Source organism: Benzoatithermus flavus (assembly GCF_037908215.1).
Lineage (GTDB): Bacteria > Pseudomonadota > Alphaproteobacteria > Geminicoccales > Geminicoccaceae > Benzoatithermus > Benzoatithermus flavus.
This window is the reverse complement of record NZ_JBBLZC010000026.1, coordinates 25,536-48,974: the sequence shown is the minus strand read 5'-3', so window position 1 is coordinate 48,974 and position 23,439 is coordinate 25,536. Positions and strand designations below refer to the sequence as shown.

At 69.7% G+C, this 23,439-nt stretch carries 17 protein-coding genes; 10 read left to right on the top strand and 7 right to left on the bottom strand.

The window, feature by feature from the left end; all coding sequences use genetic code 11:
* Positions 1 to 3 precede the first annotated feature (3 nt).
* Positions 4 to 3,240, bottom strand: coding sequence for an adenylate/guanylate cyclase domain-containing protein (locus U1T56_RS19935; protein ID WP_418161255.1), 3,237 nt, complete (start codon positions 3,238 to 3,240; stop codon positions 4 to 6).
* 173 nt (positions 3,241 to 3,413) lie between these two features.
* Here U1T56_RS19935 and U1T56_RS19930 point away from each other — a divergent pair, with 173 nt between their 5' ends.
* A complete protein-coding gene (locus U1T56_RS19930) occupies positions 3,414 to 4,277 on the top strand; it encodes an alpha/beta hydrolase (RefSeq protein WP_418161254.1) in 864 nt (287 codons plus the stop codon).
* A gap of 9 nt (positions 4,278 to 4,286) precedes the next feature.
* Here the strand turns inward: U1T56_RS19930 and U1T56_RS19925 are convergent, their stop codons facing one another.
* Entirely contained in the window at positions 4,287 to 4,985 is a 699-nt protein-coding gene (locus U1T56_RS19925; protein ID WP_418161253.1) for an RraA family protein, read from the bottom strand.
* Positions 4,986 to 5,176: 191 nt separating this feature from the next.
* Between U1T56_RS19925 and U1T56_RS19920 the strand changes: the two genes are divergently transcribed.
* The gene (locus U1T56_RS19920) at positions 5,177 to 6,124 is read left to right on the top strand and encodes a diguanylate cyclase domain-containing protein (protein ID WP_418161252.1); all 948 of its coding nucleotides are present in this window, start codon (positions 5,177 to 5,179) and stop codon (positions 6,122 to 6,124) included.
* Between the two features lie 10 nt (positions 6,125 to 6,134).
* On the opposite strand, the gene U1T56_RS19915 is transcribed toward U1T56_RS19920, so the two are convergent.
* The gene (locus tag U1T56_RS19915; protein WP_418161251.1) at positions 6,135 to 7,139 is read right to left on the bottom strand and encodes an MBL fold metallo-hydrolase; all 1,005 of its coding nucleotides are present in this window, start codon (positions 7,137 to 7,139) and stop codon (positions 6,135 to 6,137) included.
* A gap of 284 nt (positions 7,140 to 7,423) precedes the next feature.
* Between U1T56_RS19915 and U1T56_RS19910 the strand changes: the two genes are divergently transcribed.
* Together U1T56_RS19910 and U1T56_RS19905 are read left to right on the top strand one after the other, a co-directional pair.
* The gene (locus U1T56_RS19910) at positions 7,424 to 8,158 is read left to right on the top strand and encodes a HugZ family pyridoxamine 5'-phosphate oxidase (protein ID WP_418161250.1); all 735 of its coding nucleotides are present in this window, start codon (positions 7,424 to 7,426) and stop codon (positions 8,156 to 8,158) included.
* 139 nt (positions 8,159 to 8,297) lie between these two features.
* Positions 8,298 to 9,860 carry a phosphoenolpyruvate carboxykinase gene (locus U1T56_RS19905; RefSeq protein ID WP_418161269.1) on the top strand — a complete coding sequence of 521 codons (1,563 nt, stop codon included), beginning with the start codon at positions 8,298 to 8,300 and terminating at the stop codon, positions 9,858 to 9,860.
* Positions 9,861 to 9,914: 54 nt separating this feature from the next.
* On the opposite strand, the gene U1T56_RS19900 is transcribed toward U1T56_RS19905, so the two are convergent.
* The gene (locus U1T56_RS19900; RefSeq protein WP_418161249.1) at positions 9,915 to 10,550 is read right to left on the bottom strand and encodes a YjbE family putative metal transport protein; all 636 of its coding nucleotides are present in this window, start codon (positions 10,548 to 10,550) and stop codon (positions 9,915 to 9,917) included.
* Positions 10,551 to 10,738: 188 nt separating this feature from the next.
* On the opposite strand from U1T56_RS19900, the gene cobU reads away from it, so the two are divergent.
* From cobU to cobO, 3 genes are all read left to right on the top strand, one after another.
* Positions 10,739 to 11,260, top strand: a complete 522-nt coding sequence (gene cobU / locus U1T56_RS19895) for a bifunctional adenosylcobinamide kinase/adenosylcobinamide-phosphate guanylyltransferase (protein ID WP_418161248.1) — start codon at positions 10,739 to 10,741, stop codon at positions 11,258 to 11,260.
* 22 nt (positions 11,261 to 11,282) lie between these two features.
* A complete protein-coding gene (cobN, locus tag U1T56_RS19890) occupies positions 11,283 to 15,035 on the top strand; it encodes a cobaltochelatase subunit CobN (RefSeq protein WP_418161247.1) in 3,753 nt (1,250 codons plus the stop codon).
* 115 nt (positions 15,036 to 15,150) lie between these two features.
* The gene (gene cobO, locus U1T56_RS19885) at positions 15,151 to 15,768 is read left to right on the top strand and encodes a cob(I)yrinic acid a,c-diamide adenosyltransferase (RefSeq protein ID WP_418161246.1); all 618 of its coding nucleotides are present in this window, start codon (positions 15,151 to 15,153) and stop codon (positions 15,766 to 15,768) included.
* Between the two features lie 84 nt (positions 15,769 to 15,852).
* On the opposite strand, the gene rimO is transcribed toward cobO, so the two are convergent.
* The 3 genes from rimO to adh form a co-directional block, all read right to left on the bottom strand.
* Entirely contained in the window at positions 15,853 to 17,205 is a 1,353-nt protein-coding gene (rimO, locus tag U1T56_RS19880; protein WP_418161245.1) for a 30S ribosomal protein S12 methylthiotransferase RimO, read from the bottom strand.
* 178 nt (positions 17,206 to 17,383) lie between these two features.
* Positions 17,384 to 17,749: a DUF779 domain-containing protein gene (locus tag U1T56_RS19875; RefSeq protein WP_418161244.1), complete on the bottom strand. Its 366-nt coding sequence runs from the start codon at positions 17,747 to 17,749 to the stop codon at positions 17,384 to 17,386.
* Positions 17,750 to 17,846: 97 nt separating this feature from the next.
* Positions 17,847 to 19,367: an aldehyde dehydrogenase gene (gene adh / locus U1T56_RS19870; RefSeq protein WP_418161243.1), complete on the bottom strand. Its 1,521-nt coding sequence runs from the start codon at positions 19,365 to 19,367 to the stop codon at positions 17,847 to 17,849.
* A 467-nt stretch (positions 19,368 to 19,834) separates the two neighbouring features.
* On the opposite strand from adh, the gene U1T56_RS19865 reads away from it, so the two are divergent.
* From U1T56_RS19865 to U1T56_RS19855, 3 genes are all read left to right on the top strand, one after another.
* Positions 19,835 to 19,993, top strand: a complete 159-nt coding sequence (locus U1T56_RS19865; protein ID WP_418161242.1) for a DUF3309 family protein — start codon at positions 19,835 to 19,837, stop codon at positions 19,991 to 19,993.
* Between the two features lie 55 nt (positions 19,994 to 20,048).
* Positions 20,049 to 20,222 carry a DUF1328 domain-containing protein gene (locus tag U1T56_RS19860; protein ID WP_418161241.1) on the top strand — a complete coding sequence of 58 codons (174 nt, stop codon included), beginning with the start codon at positions 20,049 to 20,051 and terminating at the stop codon, positions 20,220 to 20,222.
* Between the two features lie 299 nt (positions 20,223 to 20,521).
* Entirely contained in the window at positions 20,522 to 23,116 is a 2,595-nt protein-coding gene (locus U1T56_RS19855; protein ID WP_418161240.1) for a YncE family protein, read from the top strand.
* Positions 23,117 to 23,439: the final 323 nt, after the last annotated feature.

Sequence of the window (23,439 nt, the reverse complement as noted above, 5' to 3'; positions counted from 1 at the left end):
GTCTCAGGTGGCGAGCGCCGCATCGAGCGCTGCCTGCGACGCCGCGAGCTCGAGCCGCGCCGCCTCGTCCCGCACCCGCAGGAGCTCGGCCCGCACCTCGGGGGCGTGCGGATTGCGGGCGTGGGCCGCGAGTGCGCGGGCGCGGGCGGCGAGAAAGCGGCTCCAGGGCAAAGGCTCGGCGGCGGTGTAGCGCTCGAGCGCTGCAGCCTGGCGCAGGGCTTCGTCGGGATCACCGGCGACGAGCGCGGCTTCGATCGCATAGCGTCGGAACCACAGATGGTTGTGGCTGAGCGAGCCTCGCTCGAGCAGCGCCTCGCCCTCGGCGAGCGCCGCCTGCCTCTGGCCGGAATCGTCGGCGGTCCAGGCGATCAGGCCCAGGATCGAAGGGCCGACATAGCTGAGCGTCGTCTCCCGGGCGACCCTCATCGCCTCGTCGGCCAGCTCGGCCGCGGCTTCGCGGCTCCCGCCGAGCAGGCGCGCCTCGGCCAGGAACATCAGGTTCTCGGCCTCGAATCGCCTCGCCCCGATCGCGGCCGTCAGCGCCTGCGCCTCCTCGATCGTCGCCTCGACCGCGGCGAGGTCGAGCCGGAGGAGATGCGCCAAGCCGGCCGCATGAGCGGCGATGATCGCACCGCGCGAATGACCTACCCTGAGCGCCAGATCGCGCGCCGCAGCGGCCTCGCTCAGGATCGCCGCGAGGTCGAGCCGATACCAGGAGGTCACCGCCAACATCGGCAGATTGGCGGCCTCGATCCGACCGAAGCCGTGCGCGTGGGCGAGGTCGCAGCAGCGCTGGAACGCCTCGTGTGCAGTGCGCATCCGGCCACGCGCATAGGCGGCATCGCCGAGACCACCCAAGGCACGTGCCTCGAGCTCGGGCGATGCGGTCCTGCGCGCGAAGGCGAGCGCAGCCTCGTGCGCCCGCGCGCACTCCTCGACCCGGCCGAGCGGGAACAGAAGGTTGCCGCGCAGATGGTGGAGGCGCGAGAGCTCGTCGACGAGGCCCAGCTCTTCCGCCGCCGGCTCGGCCGCATCAAGCTGCGCCATGGCCTCCTCCAGCCGGTCGGCCAGCCGCATGGCGGCGGCAAGGCCCAGCCGGGCGCGGCAGCACTCCCGATCGTCGCCAGCCTCCGTCAGGGCCGTGGCGAACGCCGCCTCTGCCGGCGCGGCACGCCCGAGATCGAGCAGCAGGCGACCGGTGAGGCAGGCGAGCGCCACCCGCTCGCTCCGCTCGCGGGCGAGCTCGAGGCCGCGCGAGGCCAGCTCGAGCGCCGCCTCGCCGCGATAGGCCCGCGCCTGCTGCTCGGCCGCGGCAGCATAGGCCATGGCTGCCGCCGCATCCTCGGCCCGGTCGAGGTGCCGGGCGTGGAGCACGGCATCGCGTCCAGCGAAGAAAGCGGCCGCCCGGCGATGCAGCTCGCAGCGCTGCGTGCGCAGGAGCAGCGCATAGACCGCATCGCGGATGAGCGCGTGCACGAACAGGTAGCCGTCGCCGACGGGCCGGATCAGGAAGCGTCGCACCAGCGTCTCCGGCTGGTAACCCTCCCGGCCGAGGACAGCGCGCAAGCCCGCGAGCGTGAAGCGCTGGCCGAGCACCGCGGCGGCCCGGAGCGCGTCGCGGTCCTCCGGGCGCAGGCGGTCGAGCCGCGCCTGCACCAGGCTCTGCACGGTGGCGGGCACGACGTCGTCCTCGCGGCGCTCGCGCAGGTGACGCAGGAGCTGCTCCAGGAACAAGGGATTGCCCTGCGCGCGTGCCACACAGCGCTCGACGATCCGCTCCTCCTCGCCGGTCAAGAGCCGTCTCGCCAGCAGCCGCGCCTCGGCGTCGCGCAGAGGAGCGAGATCGATCGTGGTCAGGGCCGTGGCCCCTGCCCGAGCACGCCAGGCCTCGTCGATCGGGTCGCCGTCCCGCCGCGTGGTCAGCACGAGCACTGTCGGCAGGGCGGCGCAGGCCTCGGCCAGGGCAGCGAGATCGTCGAGGAGCTCGACCTCGGCCCAGTGCACGTCCTCGACCAGGAGCAGCACGGGTGCCTGCTTCGTCGCCGCCGTCAGGACGGCTGCCACGGCTTCCTGCCGGCGGCGGCGGCGCTGGCTCTCGTCCATGGCATCGACCAGGAGTCGGGCATCGGGTGGCAGGGGCTCGCCCAGAAGGTCGAGCAGGAACGGCTGAAGCGTGACGGCGATGGCCTCCGCCGCCAGGAGCGCCGACACGGCAGCCTGACGCCTAGCCGGATCGGCCGCTTCCAGCCCGAGCAGCCCGCGCACCAGCACACGGATCGGATCGCGGCCCTCGCCCGTGCCGAAGTCGAGCACGAGCGCCTTGTGGCAGGCGAAGCCGCGTGCGGTCGCGAACGCGCGCAGCTCGGCGACGAGCCGTGTCTTGCCGATCCCGGCCTCGCCACGCACGAGCGCTATCTCCCCCTCGCCGGTGCTCTGCGCCCGCTCGAGCAGGATGCCGAGCTGGGCCAGCTCGGTCTGCCGGCCGACGAGCGGGGTCGGCTCCTCGGCCGAAGCGAGGCCGAGGAGCCGGTGCACCCGCATCGCTGCCGCGATACCCCGGATGGCCACCTCGCCCCGATCCTCGAGCCGTGCACGCCCACCCAGCATGAGCCGGATCGCATCCGACACCAGAAGCTCGCCCGCGGCCGCGAGCTCGGTGAGCCGGGCGGCGACGTTCACGGTATCGCCGGTCACGGTGTAGGAGCGGTGCGCCTCGCTGCCGGTAGCACCCGCCACCACCTCGCCGGCGGCCACGCCCATGTGGACGGCGAGCTCACGGCCCACCTGCGGCGACAGGGTCGCGACCGCATCGCGGATCGCGAGCGCCGCCCGCACCGCGCGCTCGGCATCGTCGCCGCGCGCGAGCGGGGCGCCGAACAACGCCATGACACAGTCGCCGATATGCTTGTCGACCATCCCGCCGTGGCGCTCGACGACACCGTCGACAGTGGTGAAGAACGCCTCGAGAAGGCTTCGGGTATCCTCGGCGCCGAGCTCGCTGGTGAGGCGCGTAAAGCCCACGAGATCGACGAACAGCACCGCCACCTGCCGGCGCTCGGGTGCGGTCGTCGCTGGCTGCGGTCGGCCGGCCAGCGCGGCACCGCAGCCACCGCAAAAGCGCGCGCTCGAATCGTTGGCGAAGCCGCAGCTCGGGCAAGACGCGGCGAGCGCAGCTCCACAAGCGCCGCAGAACCGGCGCCCGACGGCATTGTCGGCATTGCAAGCGATACAGCGCGTCACGACTGCGGCCGCCCGAATTTGCTATATTAGCATCATGTTACCGCAGCCCTGCGCGGTGGACAACGCACCCGCCGGCGGGGCGGCGGATCCGCGGGTCGTGATTGCCCTGCCCGAGGTTTCGCACCACTCTGCCGCCCGGCAGTGGCGAGAACGGACGAGGATCGAGGGACGCGATGAGGCTCTATCGCGAGTTCACGACGCAAGAAGAGATCGATGCGGTCTATAACCCGGCGGCCACGGCACCCGATGCGGATGCCGTCATCCAGAGCTGGTTCGACCGCAGCGCCGCCGCAGTGGCGGCGCTCGAAGGCCGGCTCGGCGTCAAGTACGGGCCGACGCGCGAGGAATATTGCGACGTGTTCCCGGCAGGCCCCGATGCTCCGGTCCATGTCTTCATCCACGGCGGCTACTGGCGCCGGTTCTCGGCGCGCGACCACGCCTTCGTCGCCAGGCCCCTGGTCGCGGCCGGGATCACGACGGTGGTGGTGAACTACGCGCTCTGCCCGCGCGTCACGCTCGACGAGATCGTGCGCGAGGTCCGCGCCTCCATTGCCTGGACCTTCGCCCACGCCGAGGACTTCGGCGCCGATCCCGAGCGCCTCACCATCTCCGGCCACTCGGCGGGCGGCCATCTCGTCGCCATGGCGCTCCTGACCGACTGGAAGGGCGACTACGACCTGCCGCGGACGATCATCAAGGGAGCGGTCGCGATCAGCGGCCTCTACGATCTCGGCTTCCTGCCCTGGAGCTACGTTCAGCCCAAGGTCCAGGCCACCTGGGACCAGGTGGCGCGCCTGAGCCCGCTCCATCACCTCCCCCGCGAGGCACCACCCCTCGTGGTCGCGGTCGGTGCGCAGGAGACCGCCGAGTTCCGCCGCCAGTCGCGCGACTTCCATGCGGCCTGGACGGCGAAGGGTCTGCCGGGCTCCTATCTCGAGCCGGCCGGCCGCGACCACTTTACGGTCCTGGACGAGCTGGAGCGCCCGGAAGGCGAGCTGTTCTCGGTTCTCGTCCAGCTCGCGCGAGGGAGCGCCTGACGATCCGCGTCAGTGGATCTCGTCGGCCTCGGCCATGGCGACGCGCAGCTTCTCGATCGAGAAGCCGGGCTGCCGCGCCGCGGCGATGATGGGTGCTTCGCGCCGGGTGACGAGATCGATCGCATGCGGCAGGCGCTCGACCGCATCCGCGGGGATCGTCACGGCACCGTGCTTGTCGGCGTGCAGAAGATCGCCGTGCCGGACCGTCATCCCGTGCACCGTGACCTCCTGCGCGAACGATTCGACGTGCACCCAGGCATGGCTCGGGCCAACGCTGCCGGCAAGAAGCTGGAAGTCGGTCGCGATCATGTCGAGATCGCGGATCGAGCCGTTGGTGATGCAGCCCGCCACGCCCAGCCCTTTGTGGATCGCGGTGTTGACCTCGCCCCAGAACGAGCCGAAGCCGGGCTCGGGATCGAGATCCTGGACCACGACGATCGCGGGTCCGGCGCCACCCGCGACATACTCGTAATAGGCGAGCCGCCTCGCCTTGAGCTCGGCCGCCGGAAGGTCCGGCCGCTCCCTGGCGCGGATCGTGGCGGTGCGGGCGAAGCCCAAGATCGGCGGCATGGAGGGGAAGGCGCAGACGAAGGGCTTCGTGGTGAAGCCGGTGACCCGACGCTCCGGGGCCACGATCTCGAGCGCGTTGCAGATCGTCGGCGTGTCGAACGCCCGCAGGTGATCGAGCAGCTTGGGGTCGATGGTCACGCCGCGGCCCTCCCCTCGTGGTCACGGCGCGCATGGGAGGCGAATGCCGGCGCTCAAGTCAAGGCTCACCCTGCTGCAGAGCGACGTCTCTTCATCCGAAAAGCGAATCGCATCCGGCAGAAAATCGCCCCTTGCGCACTTTCCTTCGGACCGCCTATCATCGTGCTCGAACATTCCGGCGAGCATCCTTCATGGCCATGGATCTGGCTCCCCTGCTGCGGCCGAGCCTCGCGGGCCTGGCGCAGCGGAACCCGGATCAGGATTTCCCCGTCCTCCTGCTCGGAGGGCCTACGCTCCGGTCGACCGTCGAGGAGCTTCTGGCCGATGCCGGGCTCGTCACCGCTCACCTCTCCGCCGTGGCCTCGGTCGAGGAGGCTTTGCAACATCTCGCGGTCGACCGGCCGGCGATCGTGTTCCTCGGCGTCGCCGCACCCGGCACGGGCTGCCTGAACGCGCTCGTGCGCCTGCAGGCGGCCGCACCCGGCATGCCGGTGGTGCCGCTGCCGAACCTCGCCGAGCGCGAGGGCGCATCGCCGCCCTGCGGGGCGGTGGGCGGCTGCCTCGAGCTCGACCGCGAGGAGGTCGTGTCGCTGCTGCAGCAGCTGGCGCTTCTCGACGACCGGTCACGCCAGCTCTTCTATCTCGCGACCCACGACCGCCTGACGGGGCTCGCCAATCGCTGGCTGCTCGAGGAGCGGCTGCGGCAGGCGATCCTGCGCAGCGACCGCACCGGCGTCGCCGGTGCGCTGCTGTTCATCGACCTCGATCGCTTCAAGGCGATCAACGACCGATACGGTCATGCGATCGGCGATCGCATGCTCGTCGTCGCAGCGCAGCGGCTGACGCAGTCGGTGCGGGCATCGGACACGGTAGCGCGCTGGGGCGGCGACGAGTTCGCGGTCATTCTCGAAGGCGTGCACCAGCGCAGCATCGCCGAAGCCAAGGGATGGCAGCTCATGGAACGGCTCGCCGCGCCCACCGAGATCACGGGCGTGACCGGCTGCCTGCGGGCGAGCGTCGGCGTCGCCCTGTTCCCGGACGAGGGCCGCGACATCCATACCCTCTTCGCCAAAGCCGATCGTCGGATGTACCGCGCCAAGGGCCGAGGACTGGTGGCGACGCTGCTCCGCCGCGCGTGATCGTCCGGCCTCAGTGGCTCCGGTAGAGCAGGACGCCGTTCGGCCCCGGCCAGCGCCGCAGCATTCCCTGCCCCAGCAGATAGTTGAGATGGGCCAGCGTCTCGGCGAGCGCGAAGCCGGTCTGATGTGCATCGAGCGCACGGGGGAAGAGCGTCTCGAGCACGCCGGCCGCCGTGGTCGGGTGCCGGCAGGCGGCGAGCGTCGCCTCGAGCCGCTCCTCGTGGTGCGCCACGAGCTCCTCGAGCCGGTGGTGCAGGCCCTGGAACGGCAGGCCGTGCGACGGCAGGACCTCGGTGTCCTCGGGGAGCTGCCGGTACTGCTCGAGCGAACCGAGATAGTCGGCGAGCGGGTCGGCATCGGGCTGCGACGGCCAGACGCCGATCACGGGCGAGATGCGCGGCAGGATCTGATCGGCCGCGATCAGCAGCCTGCGCTCCTCGCAATAGAGGGTCACCTGCTCCGGCGCGTGGCCTTCGCCGATCAGCACCTCGAAGGTGCTGCCGGCGAGCGCGATCCGGTCGCCGGCCCGAAGCCGCACGAAGGCGGGCGGCAGCTCGCCGACGCCGCGTCGGTAGGTGTTGCCGCGGCTGCGCTGCCGCACGATCGCCTCGTCCGGCATGCCGGCCTGGCGGTAGCAGCGCTCGGTCTCGGCGACGGCGCTCTCGGTCGCATCGAGAGCCAGCATCCGGCCGGTGAGCCACTCGGTCCGGCTCATCCACAGCTCGGCCCCGGTCGCCTCGCACAGCCAGCCCGCCTGTCCGACATGGTCGGGATGGAAATGGGTGACGAGGACCCGGCGCACCGGGCGGCCGGCCAGCAGCCTGCCCCGCAGCTCCTGCCACATGGTCCGCGTCGGCGCATCGCCGTAGCCGGTATCGATGACGGTCCAGCCGTCATGATCGCTGCACAGCCAGAGATTGACGTGATCGAGCGCGAACGGCAGGCGGACGCGCAGCCAGAAAATATCGTCCGCGATGGCGACGGGCTCGCCATAGGCCGGAGGCGAGCGCAGCACGACAGGCCGGGCAGCCGAGATATCCACGATATTATTAACATTATGATACATCAAAGCCACGGTTCGAAGCCTCCGCGCTTGCCTCCCTCGCACCCATGAGGGGCATAATATGGGATGCGCATGTCGCAAGGAATCCGGCTGCTGTCAGCTGTGACAAATCGTGGCGCGGCCGATGCGCAACCGTCGAGTTTGGGCTAAGCCGAACGGACAGGAGGCGTAAGCGGAAACGCCGTTCTCCGCGCGCCACTTGACCGCAACCACGTTGCCGGACAGGTTGGCTGGCCATGACTCACGCGGAGCAGGAAGCAGGTCGCACGATCCGCCGTCTGATGCGGTGCTGCGGCCGGGTGAGCCTCGGGACCCTCGAGCGTGACGGCGCGGGCCCTTACGTCTCGCTCGCCATGGTGGCACTCGACCAAGATGCCACACCGCTTCTCTTCCTCTCGGATCTGGCCGACCACACCAGGAACCTGCAGGCCGATCCTCGCGTCTCGCTCCTGTTCGACGGCACGCTCGCGAGCACCGTGCCCTTGGCCGGCGAGCGCGCCACCGTCCAGGGCCGGATCGAGGCGGTGGACGACCGGCGCCTTCTGGCCCGCTACGTGGCGCGGCATCCCGATGCGGCCGGCTATGCCGGCTTCCGCGACTTCCATCTCTACCGGGTCGTCGTCGAGCGCGCCCATCTCGTGGCCGGGTTCGGCCGGATCCACTGGGTGCCGGCGGCGGCGGTCGTGCTCGATCCGGCCCTGACGGCACCGCTCCTGGCTCAGGAGCAGGACATCCTCGAGCACATGAACCGGGATCATGCCGACGCGGTCCGGCTCTATGCGCAGCGCCTGCTCGGGCGGAGCGGCGAGGATTGGATCATGATCGGGATCGACCCCGAGGGCTGCGACCTGCGCTGCGGCGCCGGGGTCGCACGCCTCTGGTTCGACGTCACGGTCACGAACGGGGAGGAAGTGAGAGCGGAGCTGATCCGCCTGGTGCGCCAGGCCCGCTCCGAAGCTGCGGGACCATGAGGCGGCTTCGAGGCGTATGCATCCATCGGCATGCACGCATCAGGAAGTACGAGCGTATGCCGATGCGCTTCGAGTTGTTTGGCAGCGGGGGTTATCCGAGGTGACAGTCACCAGCCTTCATCATCTGGCGACGAAGGGCGTGCTCGCGGAAGCGCGTCCGGGGCGAGCATGGCGCAACCTGCAGCCGGCGCGCCTCGTGAGCGAGGCGATCCGGCGCGAGGAAGTCAGGCTCAGCGCCGACGGCGCCGTGGTCGCCACCACCGGCCGGTTCACCGGCCGCTCACCCAAGGACAAGTTCTTCGTGGCCTGGCCCGAGCTCCAGGACATCGATTGGGGGCCGGTCAACCAGCCGCTCGAGCCCGAGCGTTTCGCGGGCCTACTCCGGCGCGCGATCCGGCACGTCGCCAGTCGCGAGCTGTTCGTCCAGGACCTGTTCGCCGGCGCCGACCCGGCGCACCGGCTCAGGGTGCGCGTCGTCACCGAGCAGGCCTGGCACAGTCTGTTCGCGCGCAACATGTTCATCCGGCCGAGCCGGGCCGAGCTCGAGGGCTTCGAGCCCGACTGGATCGTGCTGCAGCTCCCGAGCTTCGAGGCCGAACCCGCGCTCGACGGCACCCATTCCAGCACGGTGATCGCGGTCGACTTCCGCGAGAAGCTCGTGCTGATCGGCGGCACGGCCTACGCGGGCGAGATCAAGAAGTCGATCTTCACCGTCCTCAACTATCTCCTGCCCGCCGAAGGCGTCATGCCGATGCACTGCTCGGCCAACGTGAACACGGCCGGGCACGTCGCCGTGTTCTTCGGGCTTTCGGGCACAGGGAAAACGACCCTCTCGGCCGATGCCAGCCGCACGCTGATCGGCGACGACGAGCACGGCTGGGGTCCAGACGGTGTGTTCAACTTCGAGGGCGGCTGCTACGCCAAGGTGATCCGCCTCGATCCCGAGGCCGAGCCCGAGATCCACGCCGCCTCGACCCGCTTCGGCGCCGTGCTCGAGAACGTGGTGCTCGACCCGGAGACGGATGCTCCCCGCTTCGAGGACGACAGCCTCACCGAGAACACCCGGAGTTGCTACCCGCTCGACTTCATCCCGAACGCGAGCCGCACGGGCCGCGCCGGGCACCCGACCAGCATCGTCATGCTGACGGCCGACGCGTTCGGCGTGCTGCCGCCGATCAGCCTGCTCTCGCCCGAGCAGGCGATGTACCATTTCCTCTCCGGCTACACGGCCCGGCTCGCCGGCACCGAGCGCGGCGTCACCGAGCCGCAAGCGACCTTCTCGACCTGCTTCGGAGCACCGTTCATGCCGCGCCATCCCAGCGTCTATGCCGGGATGCTGGGCGAGCTCATGCACAAGCACCGGGCGAAATGCTGGCTGATCAACACCGGCTGGACCGGAGGTGCTTACGGCACCGGCCGGCGCATGCCGATCAAGGCCACTCGTGCGCTGCTGCACGCCGCCCTCGACGGCAGCCTCGAGAAAGCGCCTTTGAGCGTCGATCCGGTGTTCGGGCTGCGCGTGCCCCAGGCCTGCCCCGAGGTCGATCCCACACTGCTCAACCCGCGCTCGACCTGGGCGGACAAGGCCGGCTACGACCGCATGGCCCGCGAGGTCGCGGCCCGCTTCGAGCAGAACTTCGCGAAGTTCGCGCCCTTCGTCGGCGACGAGGTGCAGGCGGCGGGTATTCGCGCCGCGGCCTGAGCCGGCAGCGGCGAACGAGGGCGGCGGCCTCGGGCGGGGCCGCCGCCTTTTTCTTCATCCTTCGGCCATCGCCGTGTTCACGGCGTGGAACACGTCGAGGCCGCCCTCGTAGATCATCTTGAAGGCGACGAAGAGGACGATGACGAGGCCGACATAGGCGATCCAGCGATGGCGGTCGATCATGCGGGCGATCATCTGCGCCGCCATCGCCATTAGCGCTATCGAGAGCAGTAGGCCGAAGATCATGATCCAGGGATGCTCCATGGCCGCGCCGGCGACCGCGAGCACGTTGTCGAGCGACATGGAGATGTCGGCGACGGCGACTTGGATGATGGCCGAGCCCATCGTCTTCGGCACGGGCGCCGTCTCGTCGGCGCCGGGCTCGGCGGCCCTGTCGTGGCCGCCCTCGCGGAGCTCGCGCCAGATCTTCCAGGCCACCCACAGCAGCAGCAGACCGCCGGCTAGGAGGAGGCCGATGATGGCGAGAAGCTGGGTCGCGATCAGCGCGAAGGCGACGCGGGCCGCCAAGGCCAGGCCGGCGCCGATCATGATCACCTTCCGCTGCTGGCGCGCGGGCAGGCCCGCCGCGGCGGTGCCGACCACGACCGCGTTGTCGCCGGCCAGCACGATGTCGATCAGCACGACGCTGACCAGCGCCGTGAGCTGAGAAGCCAGTTCAGCGCCGAGCATGGATCTCCATAAGGACTTGGACGGTGGGGTGGTTTGCTCCTAAGCGATGCCGCCCGCAGCTTCAACGCTCCGGAAAGGCTCTTGTTTCCACCGCGGTTTGCGCTAACCCCCTCGACGCCACGGACGGCGGCAGTTTCTGCGCGCCTTTTCCCACGGAGGAATCGACCCTGACGCAGCCGCTTCCCCTCGTGACCCTCGTTCTGGGCGGCGCCCGCTCGGGTAAGAGCGCCCGCGCCGAGGCGCTGATCGCCGCCTCGGGCCTGATGCCGGTCTATATCGCGACCGCCGAGCCGCTCGACGCCGAGATGGGCGAACGGATCCGGCATCACCGCGCACGGCGCGGGTCGCGCTGGACCACCATCGAGGAGCCGCTGGAGCTCGCCCGGACCTTGCGGGCGCAGGCGGGGCCGGAACGCGCCGTGCTCGTCGATTGCCTCACCTTGTGGCTCACCAACGTGATGCTCGCCGGCCGGGACGTGGATGCCGAAATCGGGCGGCTCGCCGATGCGCTCGGGGCTCTCCCCGGCCCGGTCGTCCTGGTCTCGAACGAGGTCGGGCTCGGGATCGTGCCGCTCGATGCGATGAGCCGCGCCTTCGTCGACCATGCCGGCCGCCTGCATCAGCGGATCGCGGCCATCGCCGACTGGGTGCAATTCGTGGCGGCCGGGCTGCCGCTCGACCTCAAGACGCCCGGTATGCGGCCGGGCTGAGCCCAGGAGGGAGCATCGCCTCATGCATCTTCTGAGCGCTCAGGTCGCGGCCACGGCCGATGTCGAGACCGCGGTCGATCTCGAGCAGAGTCCCGGCGAGATCGTCGTCCTCTCGGCGGCCGACACGGAGCTCGCCTGCCTCGCCGCCGCGCACGCCCGCCTCGGCGAGGCGGCGCCGAGCGTGCGGCTCGCGAGCATTTTGCGCCTCACCCACCCGCTCTCGGTCGATCTCCACGTCGAGCGCGTTGTGAGCCGTGCGCGGCTCGTGATCGTGCGGCTCCTCGGCGGGCGGGGCTATTGGGCTTATGGGATCGAGCAGGTCGCGACTACCTGCCGCGAGCACGGCATCCTCCTGGCCTGCCTGCCCGGCGACGACAAGCCCGATCCCGAGCTCGCCAGGTTCTCGACCCTGCCCGAGAACGCGCGAGAGCGCCTCTGGCGCTACCTGCTTCACGGCGGGATCGACAATGCCGAGCAGGCGCTGCGCTACGCGGCCTCGCTCCTCGGCCGCGATCTGCCCTGGCGGGAGCCGCAGCCCCTGCCCCGCGCGGGCCTCTACCATCCCGCCCTGCCGAGCCCCGACCTCGCGAACCTGCTCGCCCGCTGGCAGGGCGAGCGGCCGCGGGCGATCCTCGTCTTCTACCGGGCACTCGTGCAGAGCGGCGATCTCGCCCCGATCGAAGCCCTGCTGCATGCGCTCGACGCGGCCGGCCTCGATGCGGCCGGGCTGTTCGTCACGAGCCTCAAGGACCCGGAGGCCGCAGCGCTCGCCGAGGCCGTGCTCGCCGCCACCCGGCCCGCCGTCGTCCTCAACGCCACCGCGTTCGCAGTGGGCAAGGCCGACGGCGGCACCGGCGACGACGATCCGCTCGCCGCGGCCGGGGCTCCTGTGCTCCAGGTCGTGCTCGCCGGCAGCGGCGAGGAGGCCTGGCGCCGCGGCACGCGCGGGCTCGGCCCGCGCGACCTCGCCATGAGCGTGGCCCTGCCCGAGGTCGACGGCAGGATTCTCGCGCGCGCGGTCTCGTTCAAAGCGCTCATCGAGCGCGATCCCCGCACCGAGGCCGACCTTGTCCTCCATCGTCCCGTCGCGGACCGGATCGCGTTCACGGCCGAGCTCGCCGCCGCCTGGGCGCGGCTGCGGACGACCCCGAAGGCCGGGCGCCGGGTAGCGATCCTCCTCGCCAACTACCCGAACCGCGACGGGCGGCTCGCCAACGGCGTCGGACTCGACACGCCCGCGAGCTGCATCGAGGTGCTACGCGCGCTGGCGGGAGCCGGCTACACGGTAACGGACATCCCCGAGGATGGCGACGCCCTGATCCGCCGGCTCGCGGCCGGACCCACCAACGACCTCGCCGCCCTGCCGACGCGCGAGGTCCGGGTCTCGCTGCCGCTCGCCCGCTACCGCGACCTGTTCGCGGCGCTACCCGTGGCGGTGCGGGTGGCGGTGGTGGAGCGCTGGGGCGAGCCCGAGCGCGATCCCCATCTCGTCGAAGGTGCCTTCGCCCTACCGCTCCTGCCGCTCGGCAACATCGTCGTCGGCATCCAGCCCGCCCGTGGCTACCACATCGATCCGGCGGCGACCTACCACGCGCCCGACCTCGTCCCGCCGCACGCCTATCTCGCCTGCTATCTCTGGCTCCGGCACGTGTTCGGCGCGCACGCGATCGTCCATCTCGGCAAGCACGGCAACCTCGAATGGCTGCCCGGCAAGGCCACCGCCCTTTCCGCCGAATGCTTCCCCGAGGCGGCGCTGGGACCGCTGCCGCACCTTTATCCCTTCATCGTCAACGATCCCGGCGAGGGCACGCAGGCCAAGCGCCGGACCTCGGCCGTGATCGTCGACCACCTGACCCCGCCTCTGACCCGGGCCGAAAGCCACGGGCAGCTCGCCGAGCTCGAACTGCTGGTCGACGAGTATTACGAGGCCGCCAACCTCGACCCGCGCCGGCTCGAGCATCTGCGCGGCGAGATCCTGGCACGCAGCGAATCGCTGGGCCTCGCCCACGATCTCGGCATCGCGCGCGACGCCGATCCCGAGGAGCACCTCGCCCGTCTCGACAATCACTTGTGCGAACTCAAGGAGCTGCAGATCCGGGACGGCCTCCACGTCCTCGGCCGCTCACCTGTGGGCGAGCAGCTCGCGGATCTCCTGGTGGCGCTGCTCCGGTTGCCGCGCGGCCGGGGGGAAGGCGCCGATGCCTCGATCCTGTGCGCGCTCGCAGCCGATCTCGGTCTCGCCTGGAACCCGCTCGGCGCCGAGCTCGGCGCCGTCTGGCAGGGCCCGCGCCCGGCCGTGCTGCGCGAGATCGTGCCCGGCACCTGGCGGACCATGGGCGACACGGTCGAGCGGCTCGAGCTTCTCGCCAAGGCGCTCGTCGCCGGCACGCGTGCGCCCGATCCCGCCTGGGCCGCGACCCGTGCCGTCCTGGACGGGCTCGAGGCGTCTTTACGCCCCGCCGTGGCCGCCTGTGGCACCAGCGAGATCGCGGCCGTGCTGCAGGGGCTCGACGGACGGCGCATCGCACCGGGGCCGAGCGGGGCACCGACGCGCGGCCGGCCCGAGGTGCTGCCCACGGGCCGCAACTTCTATTCCGTCGACTGTCGTGCCGTGCCGACGCCGGCGGCTTGGCATCTGGGCTGGAAGTCGGCCGAGCTCGTCCTCGAGCACCACCTGCAGACCCAAGGCTTCTACCCGCGCCACATCGCCCTCTCGGCCTGGGGCACGGCCAACATGCGAACCGGCGGCGACGACATCGCCCAGGCCCTGGCGCTCATGGGCTGCCGGCCGGTGTGGGACGCGGCGAGCAAGCGGGTGACGGGTGTGGAGGTGCTGCCGCTCTCGGTCCTGGGCCGGCCGCGGGTCGACGTCACCTTGCGCGTCTCCGGCTTCTTCCGCGACGCCTTCCCGGTCCAGCTTGAGCTGCTCGACGATGCCGTGCGCGCCGTGGCGGCGCTCGACGAGCCACCGGAAATGAACCCGCTCGCCGCCACCGCACACGCGGCAGCCGCCCGCCTCGAGGCAGCCGGCCTCGCACCCGAGCTCGCGCGCCGCCGCGCCACCACCCGTATCTTCGGCAGCCGGCCCGGCGCTTACGGGGCGGGCCTGCAGGCCCTGATCGACGAGCGCGGCTGGAACGACGTGGGCGATCTCGCCGGAGCCTGGCTCGCCTGGGGCGGCTATGCCTACGGGCGCGGCGAGGAGGGTCGGGCCGCGGTGAGCGAGCTGAGCGAGCGCCTCTCGCGGGTCGAGCTCGTGCTCCACAATCAGGACAATCGCGAGCACGACCTGCTCGACAGCGACGACTACTACCAGTTCGAGGGCGGGCTCGCCGCCACCGTGCGCCATCTCTCCGGCCGTCAGCCCGAGATCTACCACAACGACCATTCCCGGCCGGAATTCCCGCGCGTGCGCACGCTGAAGGAGGAGATCGGCCGGATCGTGCGCGGGCGGGCCGCGAACCCGAAATGGATCAGAGGCGTCATGCGCCACGGCTACAAAGGGGCGTTCGAGATCGCCGCCACGGTGGACTATCTCTTCGCCTTCGCCGCCACCGCCGCGGTGGTCGAGGACCATCATTTCGACGCGCTGTTCGACGCCTATCTCCAGGACGAGGAGGTCCGCGATTTCCTCGCCCGGCACAACCCGGCGGCCTTGCGCGAGATCGCGGAACGGTTCGACGAGGCCGTCGCTCGGGGCCTGTGGCGGCCGCGCCGCAACAGCGCCTCGGCTCTGCTCGACGAGCTCAAGGGCCGGGATCGAGCCTCCGGATGAGACCGCGGCAGGACCACGAAGCCGCCTTCGGGCAAGATCGAGGACGATCACGGGCTATCGCGGCCCATCGCCTGCTGCTAGCAAGGCTCGCAGAATCGCGACGACGGAGACCGGCATGAGCGAGGGAAGCGAGGTGCGGGACGAGGCGGCGCACCGCGAAAAGATGGCGCGGATCAAGGCTGCGAAGGATCGGCTCTACGCCAGCAAGACCAAAGAGAAGGGCCTCCTCATCGTCCATACCGGCACCGGCAAGGGCAAGAGCACGGCCGCCTGGGGGCTCGCCATGCGCTGCCTCGGCCACGGCCTCAAGCTCGGCGTCGTCCAGTTCGTGAAGGGCCGGCGCGAGCCCGGCGAGCGCAAGTTCCTCGAGCGCTTCCCCGAGCTCGTCACGATCAAGGTGATGGGCGAAGGCTTCACCTGGGAGACGCAGGATCGCGAACGCGACATCGCCGCCGCCCGCGCCGCCTTCGAGGAGGCGAAGCGCATGATGCAGGCCCCCGAGCTGCACATGGTGATCCTCGACGAGCTCAACATCGTGCTGCGCTACGACTACCTGCCGCTCGACGAGGTCCTGGAGGCGCTCGCCACCAAGCGGCCCGATCTCCACGTCGTCGTCACCGGCCGCAACGCCAAGCCCGAGCTGATCGAGGCCGCCGACCTCGTGACCGAGATGCGGCTCGTCAAGCATCCGTTCCGCGAGGGCGTGAAGGGCCAGCTCGGCGTCGAGTTCTGAGGCGGCCATCCGGACGGGCCGGGCGGCGCCACGCCGCCGCTCGGCCGGGGCGGAAGCCCTGCCGGCTCCCGGCGGCAGGTGCTCTCAGCTCACCGGCAACAGGGTCGCCCAGAGGTCGTATTCGTCGGCATCCTCGATCAGCGCCGTGACCATGTCGCCGGGGCCGAGGCCTTGGGCCTCCTCGATATGGACGGTGCCGTCGATCTCGGGCGCTTCGGCATAAGTGCGGCCGTGGGCGGTGCCCTCCTCGTCGATCGCGTCGATCAGCACCTCGACCATGGTGCCCACGCGCTGCTGCAGGCGGCGGGCGCTGATCTCCTGCTGCGCCTGCATGAAGCGGTGCCAACGCTCCTCCTTGACCTCCTCGGGCACGTGGTTCGGCAGGTGGTTGGCGGCCGCACCCTCGACGTTCTCGTATTTGAAGCAACCGACCCGATCGAGCTCGGCCGCCTCCAGCCAGTCCAGCAGCTGCCGGAAATCCTCCTCGGTCTCGCCAGGGAAGCCGACGATGAAAGTCGAGCGCAAGGCGAGCTCGGGACAGATCTTCCGCCAGGCGCGGATGCGCTCGAGCACGCGCTCCTGGTTGCCGGGGCGGCGCATCGCTTTCAGCACCCTGGGGCTCGCGTGCTGGAAAGGGATGTCGAGATAGGGAAGAACCTTCCCCTCCGCCATCAGCGGAATCAGCTCGTCGACATGCGGATAGGGATAGACGTAGTGGAGCCGGATCCAGGCATCGAGCTCGCCCAGCTCGCGGCAGAGCTCCGTCAGCCGGGTCCTCACCTGCCGCCCGCGCCAGCTCCGTTCGGCATAGCCGAGATCGAGCCCGTAGGCGCTCGTGTCCTGCGAGATGACGAGCAGCTCTTTCACCCCCGCCTTCACCAGACGCTCGGCCTCGGCCAGGACGTGATGCGCCGGGCGGCTCTGCAGCTTCCCGCGCATGGAAGGGATGATGCAGAAGCTGCAGCTATGGTTGCAGCCCTCGGCGATCTTGACGTAGGCGTAATGACGCGGCGTGAGTTTGATGCCCTGCGGCGGCACGAGATCGAAGAACGGATCGTGCGCCGGCGGCACGGCGTCGTGCACGGCCTCCACCACCGCCTCGTACTGGTGCGGGCCCGTCACCGCGAGCACGTCGGGATAGGCGTCCCGGATCGTGTCGGCCTCCGCCCCCATGCAGCCCGTCACGATCACCCGACCGTTCTCGGCCATGGCCTCGCCGATGGCCTCCAGGCTCTCGGCCTTGGCACTGTCGAGAAAGCCGCACGTGTTGACCAGGACGACGTCGGCGCCGTCGTAGGACGGCGAGATCTCGTAGCCCTCGGCGCGCAGGCGCGTGAGGATGCGCTCGGAATCGACCAGCGCCTTGGGGCAGCCGAGGCTCACGATCCCGACCTTGGGCGCGGGCCGGGGCTTCTTCGCGGGTGTCGTGTTACGCATGGACGCGGATATAGGCGAAAAGCGGCTTCTACCCTAGCCCCCGAGGGCAAGTTGGCGCAGCGCGGACGGCACGATTCGTTCGTGCAATTCCCATCGCTGATCCACGTCGGCAGCTCTCGCCGGGTTCAGGCTCGCAATCCTGTCATACGTCGGGCGAAGGACAATGTCGGGCTCCGGATCAGGGCGGCGGGCCGGCCAGGGTCGCAGCCTCCGCCTCGGTGAACAGACGGCTCCGGGTGAGGAAGCGAACCCCTTCCGGAGCCTCGAGGGAAAAGCTGGCGCCGCGGCCGGGAACGACGTCGACGACGAGCTGCGTGTGCCGCCAGCAGGCGAACTGGGCGGCCCCGATGAAGAACGGACAGCCGCCGATCTCGCCCAGGAGTACGTCCTGGGCGCCGATGCGGAACTCGCCTCGCGGATAGCACATCGGTGCCGAGCCGTCGCAGCAGCCGCCGGACTGGTGGAACAGGAGCTCGCCGTACGCGGCGCGCAGGCGCTCGATCAGGGCGAGCGCCGCGGGGGTGGCGGTGACGCGATCGACCATGGGCGGACCGTCCCTTGCGAGAAGAAGACGAGGCGCCGGCAGGCCGGCGCCTCGAGATGGAAGCATCGAGGGAGACCCCGGATGCTTCGGGGGAGGCTCAGAAGAAGCCGAGCGCCTTGGGGCTGTAGCTGACCAGCAGGTTCTTGGTCTGCTGATAGTGCTCCAGCATCATCTTGTGGGTCTCGCGGCCGATCCCCGACTGCTTGTAGCCGCCGAACGCCGCGTGCGCCGGGTAGAGGTGGTAACAATTGGTCCACACCCGCCCGGCCTGGATGGCACGGCCGAAACGATAGGCGCGGCTGCCGTCGCGGGTCCACACCCCGGCACCCAGGCCGTAGAGCGTGTCGTTGGCGATGGCGAGCGCTTCCGCCTCGTCCTCGAAGGCGGTCACCGACAGCACCGGCCCGAAAATCTCCTCCTGGAAGATCCGCATCCGGTTGTGGCCGACGAACACCGTCGGCTCGACGTAGTAGCCGCCCTCGAGCTCGCCGCCGAGATGCGCCCGCCCGCCACCGGCGAGCAGCTCGGCCCCCTCCTGCCGGCCGACCTCGATGTAGGACAGGATCTTCTCGAGCTGGTCGTTGCTGGCCTGCGCCCCGATCATGGTCGAAGGATCGAGCGGATGGCCCTGCTTGACCCGGCGCACCCGCGCCACCGCCTTCTCGACGAAGCGGTCGAAGATCTGGCGCTGCACCAGTGCCCGGCTCGGGCAGGTGCAGACCTCGCCCTGGTTGAGCGCGAACATGGCGAAGCCCTCGAGCGCCTTGTCGAGGAACTCGTCGTCCTCGCGCATCACGTCGGCGAAGAAGATGTTGGGCGACTTGCCGCCGAGCTCGAGTGTCACCGGGATGATGTTCTCCGCGGCGTACTGCATGATCAGCCGCCCGGTCGTGGTCTCGCCGGTGAACGCGACCTTGGCGATGCGCTTGTTCTGCGCCAAGGGCTTGCCGGCCTCGACGCCGAAGCCGTTGACGACGTTGAGCACACCTTCGGGCAGGAGATCGCCGATCAGGTCCATGAGGACCATGATGCCCAGGGGCGTCTGCTCGGCCGGCTTGAGCACGACGCAGTTGCCGGCGGCGAGCGCGGGGGCGAGCTTCCAGGCGGCCATCAGGAGCGGGAAGTTCCAGGGGATGATCTGACCGACCACGCCCAGGGGCTCGTGGAAGTGGTAGGCGACGGTGTCGTGGTCGAGCTCGGCGAGACTGCCCTCCTGGGCGCGGATGCAGGCGGCGAAGTAGCGGAAATGGTCGATGGCGAGCGGCAGGTCGGCGGCCCTGGTCTCGCGGATCGGCTTGCCGTTGTCGAGGGTCTCGACCATGGCCAGGAGCTCCTGCCGCTCCTCCATCCGCTCGGCGATCTTGTTGAGGATGGCGGCGCGCTGGGCGGGCGGGGTGCGCGCCCACGCCTCGCGGGCGGCGTGGGCGGCGTCCAGGGCCAGCTCGATGTCCTCCGCGGTCGAGCGGGCGACCTCGCACAGCTTCTGGCCAGTGACCGGGGTGATGTTGTCGAAGTACTGGCCACGGACCGGGGCGACCCACTGGCCGCCGATAAAGTTGTCGTAGCGGCTTCGCAGCGGGAACGTCGCGTTGATCTGGGCCAAGGTCTGGTGAAGCATGACAGGAATCCCCCCGGATATTTGCCGATGGAGAAGCTAGCCTCCGCTCCTGCTCCGACCTAGCCACACCTTGGTCGCAACCGACTTTAGGCCAATACCCCGGGCCTGCCATCTTGCGGGCCGAGGACGGACAGCGCATGGTGCCCGGTCGCCGGAGCGGTCCCGCGGCCCGATCCCGGCCGGGTGCGACGAGCCGGTTCCACACGGAACCGGGAAAGATGTTCGTTGGTTGTTGGCGCTGGAACGGGCGGGACCGGCCGGTACCGCGGACGGCCCCGCCGCTTGGTTTCGCGGCACGCGAGCGCCTGCATCGTGTGCGCGGCTCACGCCTCCCCGACCCGGCGCATCCCACGGTGTGCGCCGTCACCCGTAACCGGCGTGCGGCGGGGGAACGATCTGGACGATCGGCGACCGTGGGCGCACAAAACAAGGCGGGGAATCGTCCCTGCCGGTAGAAGGTGGACTCCATGAGCCTCGGCACCATCCTGCTGATCATCCTGATCCTGCTGCTCATCGGTGCGCTCCCGACCTGGCCCTATAGCTCCGGCTGGGGCTACTACCCGAGCGGCGGGCTGGGGCTGATCCTGATCATTCTCATCATCCTGCTCCTGATGGGACGGATCTGACAGGAACCCGAAACGCCGTCGCGGCGTGCCGCGAGAATGAAGGAAACACCGAGCCATGCTCAAATGGGCGCTGATCTTTCTCGTGATCTCGATCATTGCCGGCGCCCTCGGGTTCTCGGGCGTCTCGGCGGCAACCGCACGGATCGCCAAGGCGTTGTTCGTGATCTTCCTCGTGATCTTCGTGATCATGCTGATCATGGCGGTGATGGCGGGGCAGGCGATCTTCTAGCCCTCCGTTCGCGGCTCCCGTTCCGGCGCAGGCGGTATCACAAGGCCGTCTGCGCGGTGCACCTGCTGCCGAGCAGCATGCATCCTGGGCACGCCCGCGCGCCCGAAGGTGGACAAGGTCTCCGTCTACAGGCTTCCAGAATCCGAGATTATTGACGAAAAACGAACAAAGATTTCTGAAAGATGTAGGATAAGATAATCCCCTCGTCACATTTCAGCCATGGCGCCACATCCTGACGGGATGCAGGCAGCGGATGTTTTTGCTCGCGAAAGCGGCAGGGCGACGAAGGGAGTGATATCATGAACTCGCGACTGGATCGCGCCCGCTGGCGGCGTGGCGCGCGACGCCTGTCAGGCAGCGCTGCGAGCCTGGCCGTGCTGACGTTGGCATCCGCCGTCCCGATGGCTCAGACGAGTGCCGGGTCGCCAGCCGAAGCGGTGTTCGGGCGGCCGACCACCTCGAGTCCGATAGCCCTCTCGCTCGACGACAGGCTCGTCTGGTCGGTCAACCCCAAGGACGACACCGTCTCGGTGATCCGCACCGACACGAACCAGGTGGTCCGGACGATCAGGGTCGGCGACGAGCCGCAGAGCGTCGCCCTCGACCCCAACAACCAGTTCGCGTTCGTGGCCAATGCCGCCGGAAGCTCGGTCTCGGTCATCCGGATCACCAATCCCCATCAGGCCGGCTTCAACGCCGTGGTCGAGCGTACCCTCGTCACCGGCGCCGAACCGTGGAACATCGTGATCTCGCCCGATGGCAAGCGCGTGTTCGTCGCGAACAGCGCGCAGGACACGATCACGGTGATCAACGCCCAGACGCGCACCGTCATCGGCCACGTGGACCTGCGCGACAGCCTGTGCAACGCCCCCGACCGCCGGCGGCATTTCCAGCCACGCGGCCTCGCGGTGACCCAGGCCAACGACCTGCTCTACGTCACCCAATTCCTGTCGTTCACGCGCCGTGGCGGCCGACAGGGCATCGATACCGGCAAAGAAGGTGCGGTCTGCCAGCTCAGGATCGACACCAACGCCACGCAGATCGGCGGCTACCAGCCGCTGCGGCGCATCGCGCTGGCGCCGAGCAATACCGGCTTCGCCATCGACGCGAACGGGGACGGCACGCCGGACCCGACCCGCGCCTTCCCCAACCAGCTCCAGAGCATCGTCATCCGCGGCGATCGCGCCTTCCTGCCCAACATCGCCGCCTCGGCTTCGGGTCCGCTACAGTTCCAGAACGACACCGAAGCCTTTCTCAACGTCCTCCAGGGTGTGACGGGCGGCGGCGCCCCGGTCGATCGGACCGCGCTCAATCTGCACCTGGGCGCGCGCAATCCCGAACCCGGCAGAAAGACCCTGTTCTTCGCCAATCCGTGGGCGATCGCCTTCACCAACCAGAGCGGCAACGGCAACGCCTATGTCGTCTCGGCCGGCAGCGATCTTCTCGTCAAGCTCAACGTGTCGGCAGCGGGTGTGATCGGCTTCACGGTCGACATGGACACCACGCGCTACATCGACCTCAACGATCCCAACGATCCCGACACGCGGGGAGACAATGCCGGCAAGAACCCGCGCGGGATCGCAATCACCGGCGACGGGCGTAAGGCCTATGTCGCGAACTTCGTCTCGCGCAACGTCTCCGTCGTCGATCTGACGCGCGATGCGGTGGCCGACGTCGTGCGGACCGCGGCTCTGCCGCCTCCGGGCTCGCAGGCGGAGAGGGTGCTGGTAGGGGCGGAGATGTTCTTCTCCTCGCGCGGGCACTTCAACCGCCGCGGCCTCACGGTCCCGACCGACGAGCGCCTCTCGCAGGCCGGCTGGCAGAACTGCGCCAGCTGCCATTTCGAAGGCCTGACCGACGGCGTGGTCTGGCAGTTCAACCCCGGACCGCGCAAATCGATCTCTCTCGCCGGCACCTTCGATCCTCACAACCGGAATCGCCAGCGGATCCTCAACTATTCGGCCCTCCGCGACGAGGTCGAGGACTTCGAGCTCAACATCCGCAACGTGTCCGGCCCGGGCGGGCTCGCCAACCCCATCGGCTGCAGTGCGCCTCCCCCGCCCCAGAGCAACTTCGATCCCAACCACGGCCTGCTCCTGGGCGACGTCGACCGCAACCAGCCGCCCTGTGTCATCAACGATTTCCTCAAGCCCAACCGTGGGCGCACGCAGGTCACCGTGACCCTGCCGGGCAGCTCGGTGGCGGTGCCGGCGCTGGATGCCCTGAACCTCTGGGTGAAGTTCGCCGTCCGCACGCCCAATGCCCCACTCACCGACGCCCAGATCGCGGGTGGCGTCCCGCGTTCGCAGATCCAGGCCGGCCGTGCGCTGTTCGCGAGCGCAGGCTGCACGAACTGCCACAATGGCGGCTTGTGGTCCAAGAGCGTCCTGGATTTCGGGCCGCCCCCGGCCGCCGGCGACATCTTCTGCGAGCGCAACATCAACAACCCGGCACTTCCAGGCTGCCAGACCGATCCGATCAGGGGCAATCCGGTTGCCTTCCAATATCTCGATCGCTTCCTCGAGGATGTCGGCTCGTACAATCTCGGGGTTCGTGGCGGGAACAACCCGATCGGCAACAATGTCGGCGCCGTCGAGCTCGCGACGCAGGTCCTGGTCGCCGGCAGGGCTCAGCCGCCCCAGGACGGGCTCGGCATCGACTTCAACGGCGACGGCAGGGGTGTGGGCTTCAGTGTGCCGTCGCTGCTCGGCATCCACGCCGTCCCGCCCTACATGCACAACGGTGCTTGCGAGACCATCGCTTGCGTCGTGAGCGATCGCGAGCACCGCACCGGCAACGGGCGCTTCCCGGACCGGCTAGCCGACCCGGCGCAGCAGAGGCTCGTGACCCGCTTCGTCGAAGCGATCGACGCACGCGCCACACCCTTCCGATGAGAAGCAAAGGATCATGCCCGGCCGGACCCGCCCGGGCATGATCGCCGCCGTCCGACTTGACAAGCCGAGGCAGGATCATAACTTCGGATTATGATCGGTCCGCTTCGCACCACTTGCCGATTCCAGCTTCACGCCGGGAGCCTCCGAGCGGGCTTCCCGGCCTCGGGCGCGCGCGACGCCTAGACCGTCGCTTTCGGCCCCGAGGCGACGAAGCGCACCTTCACGATTCCGTTAACCGCCGGCACCCAGCGGCCCCTGCTCGTCAGGCCACCGCTCCGGTGCCGTGCATTCCCGCATCCTGCCACCAGCCTGTCCGCTTCCGC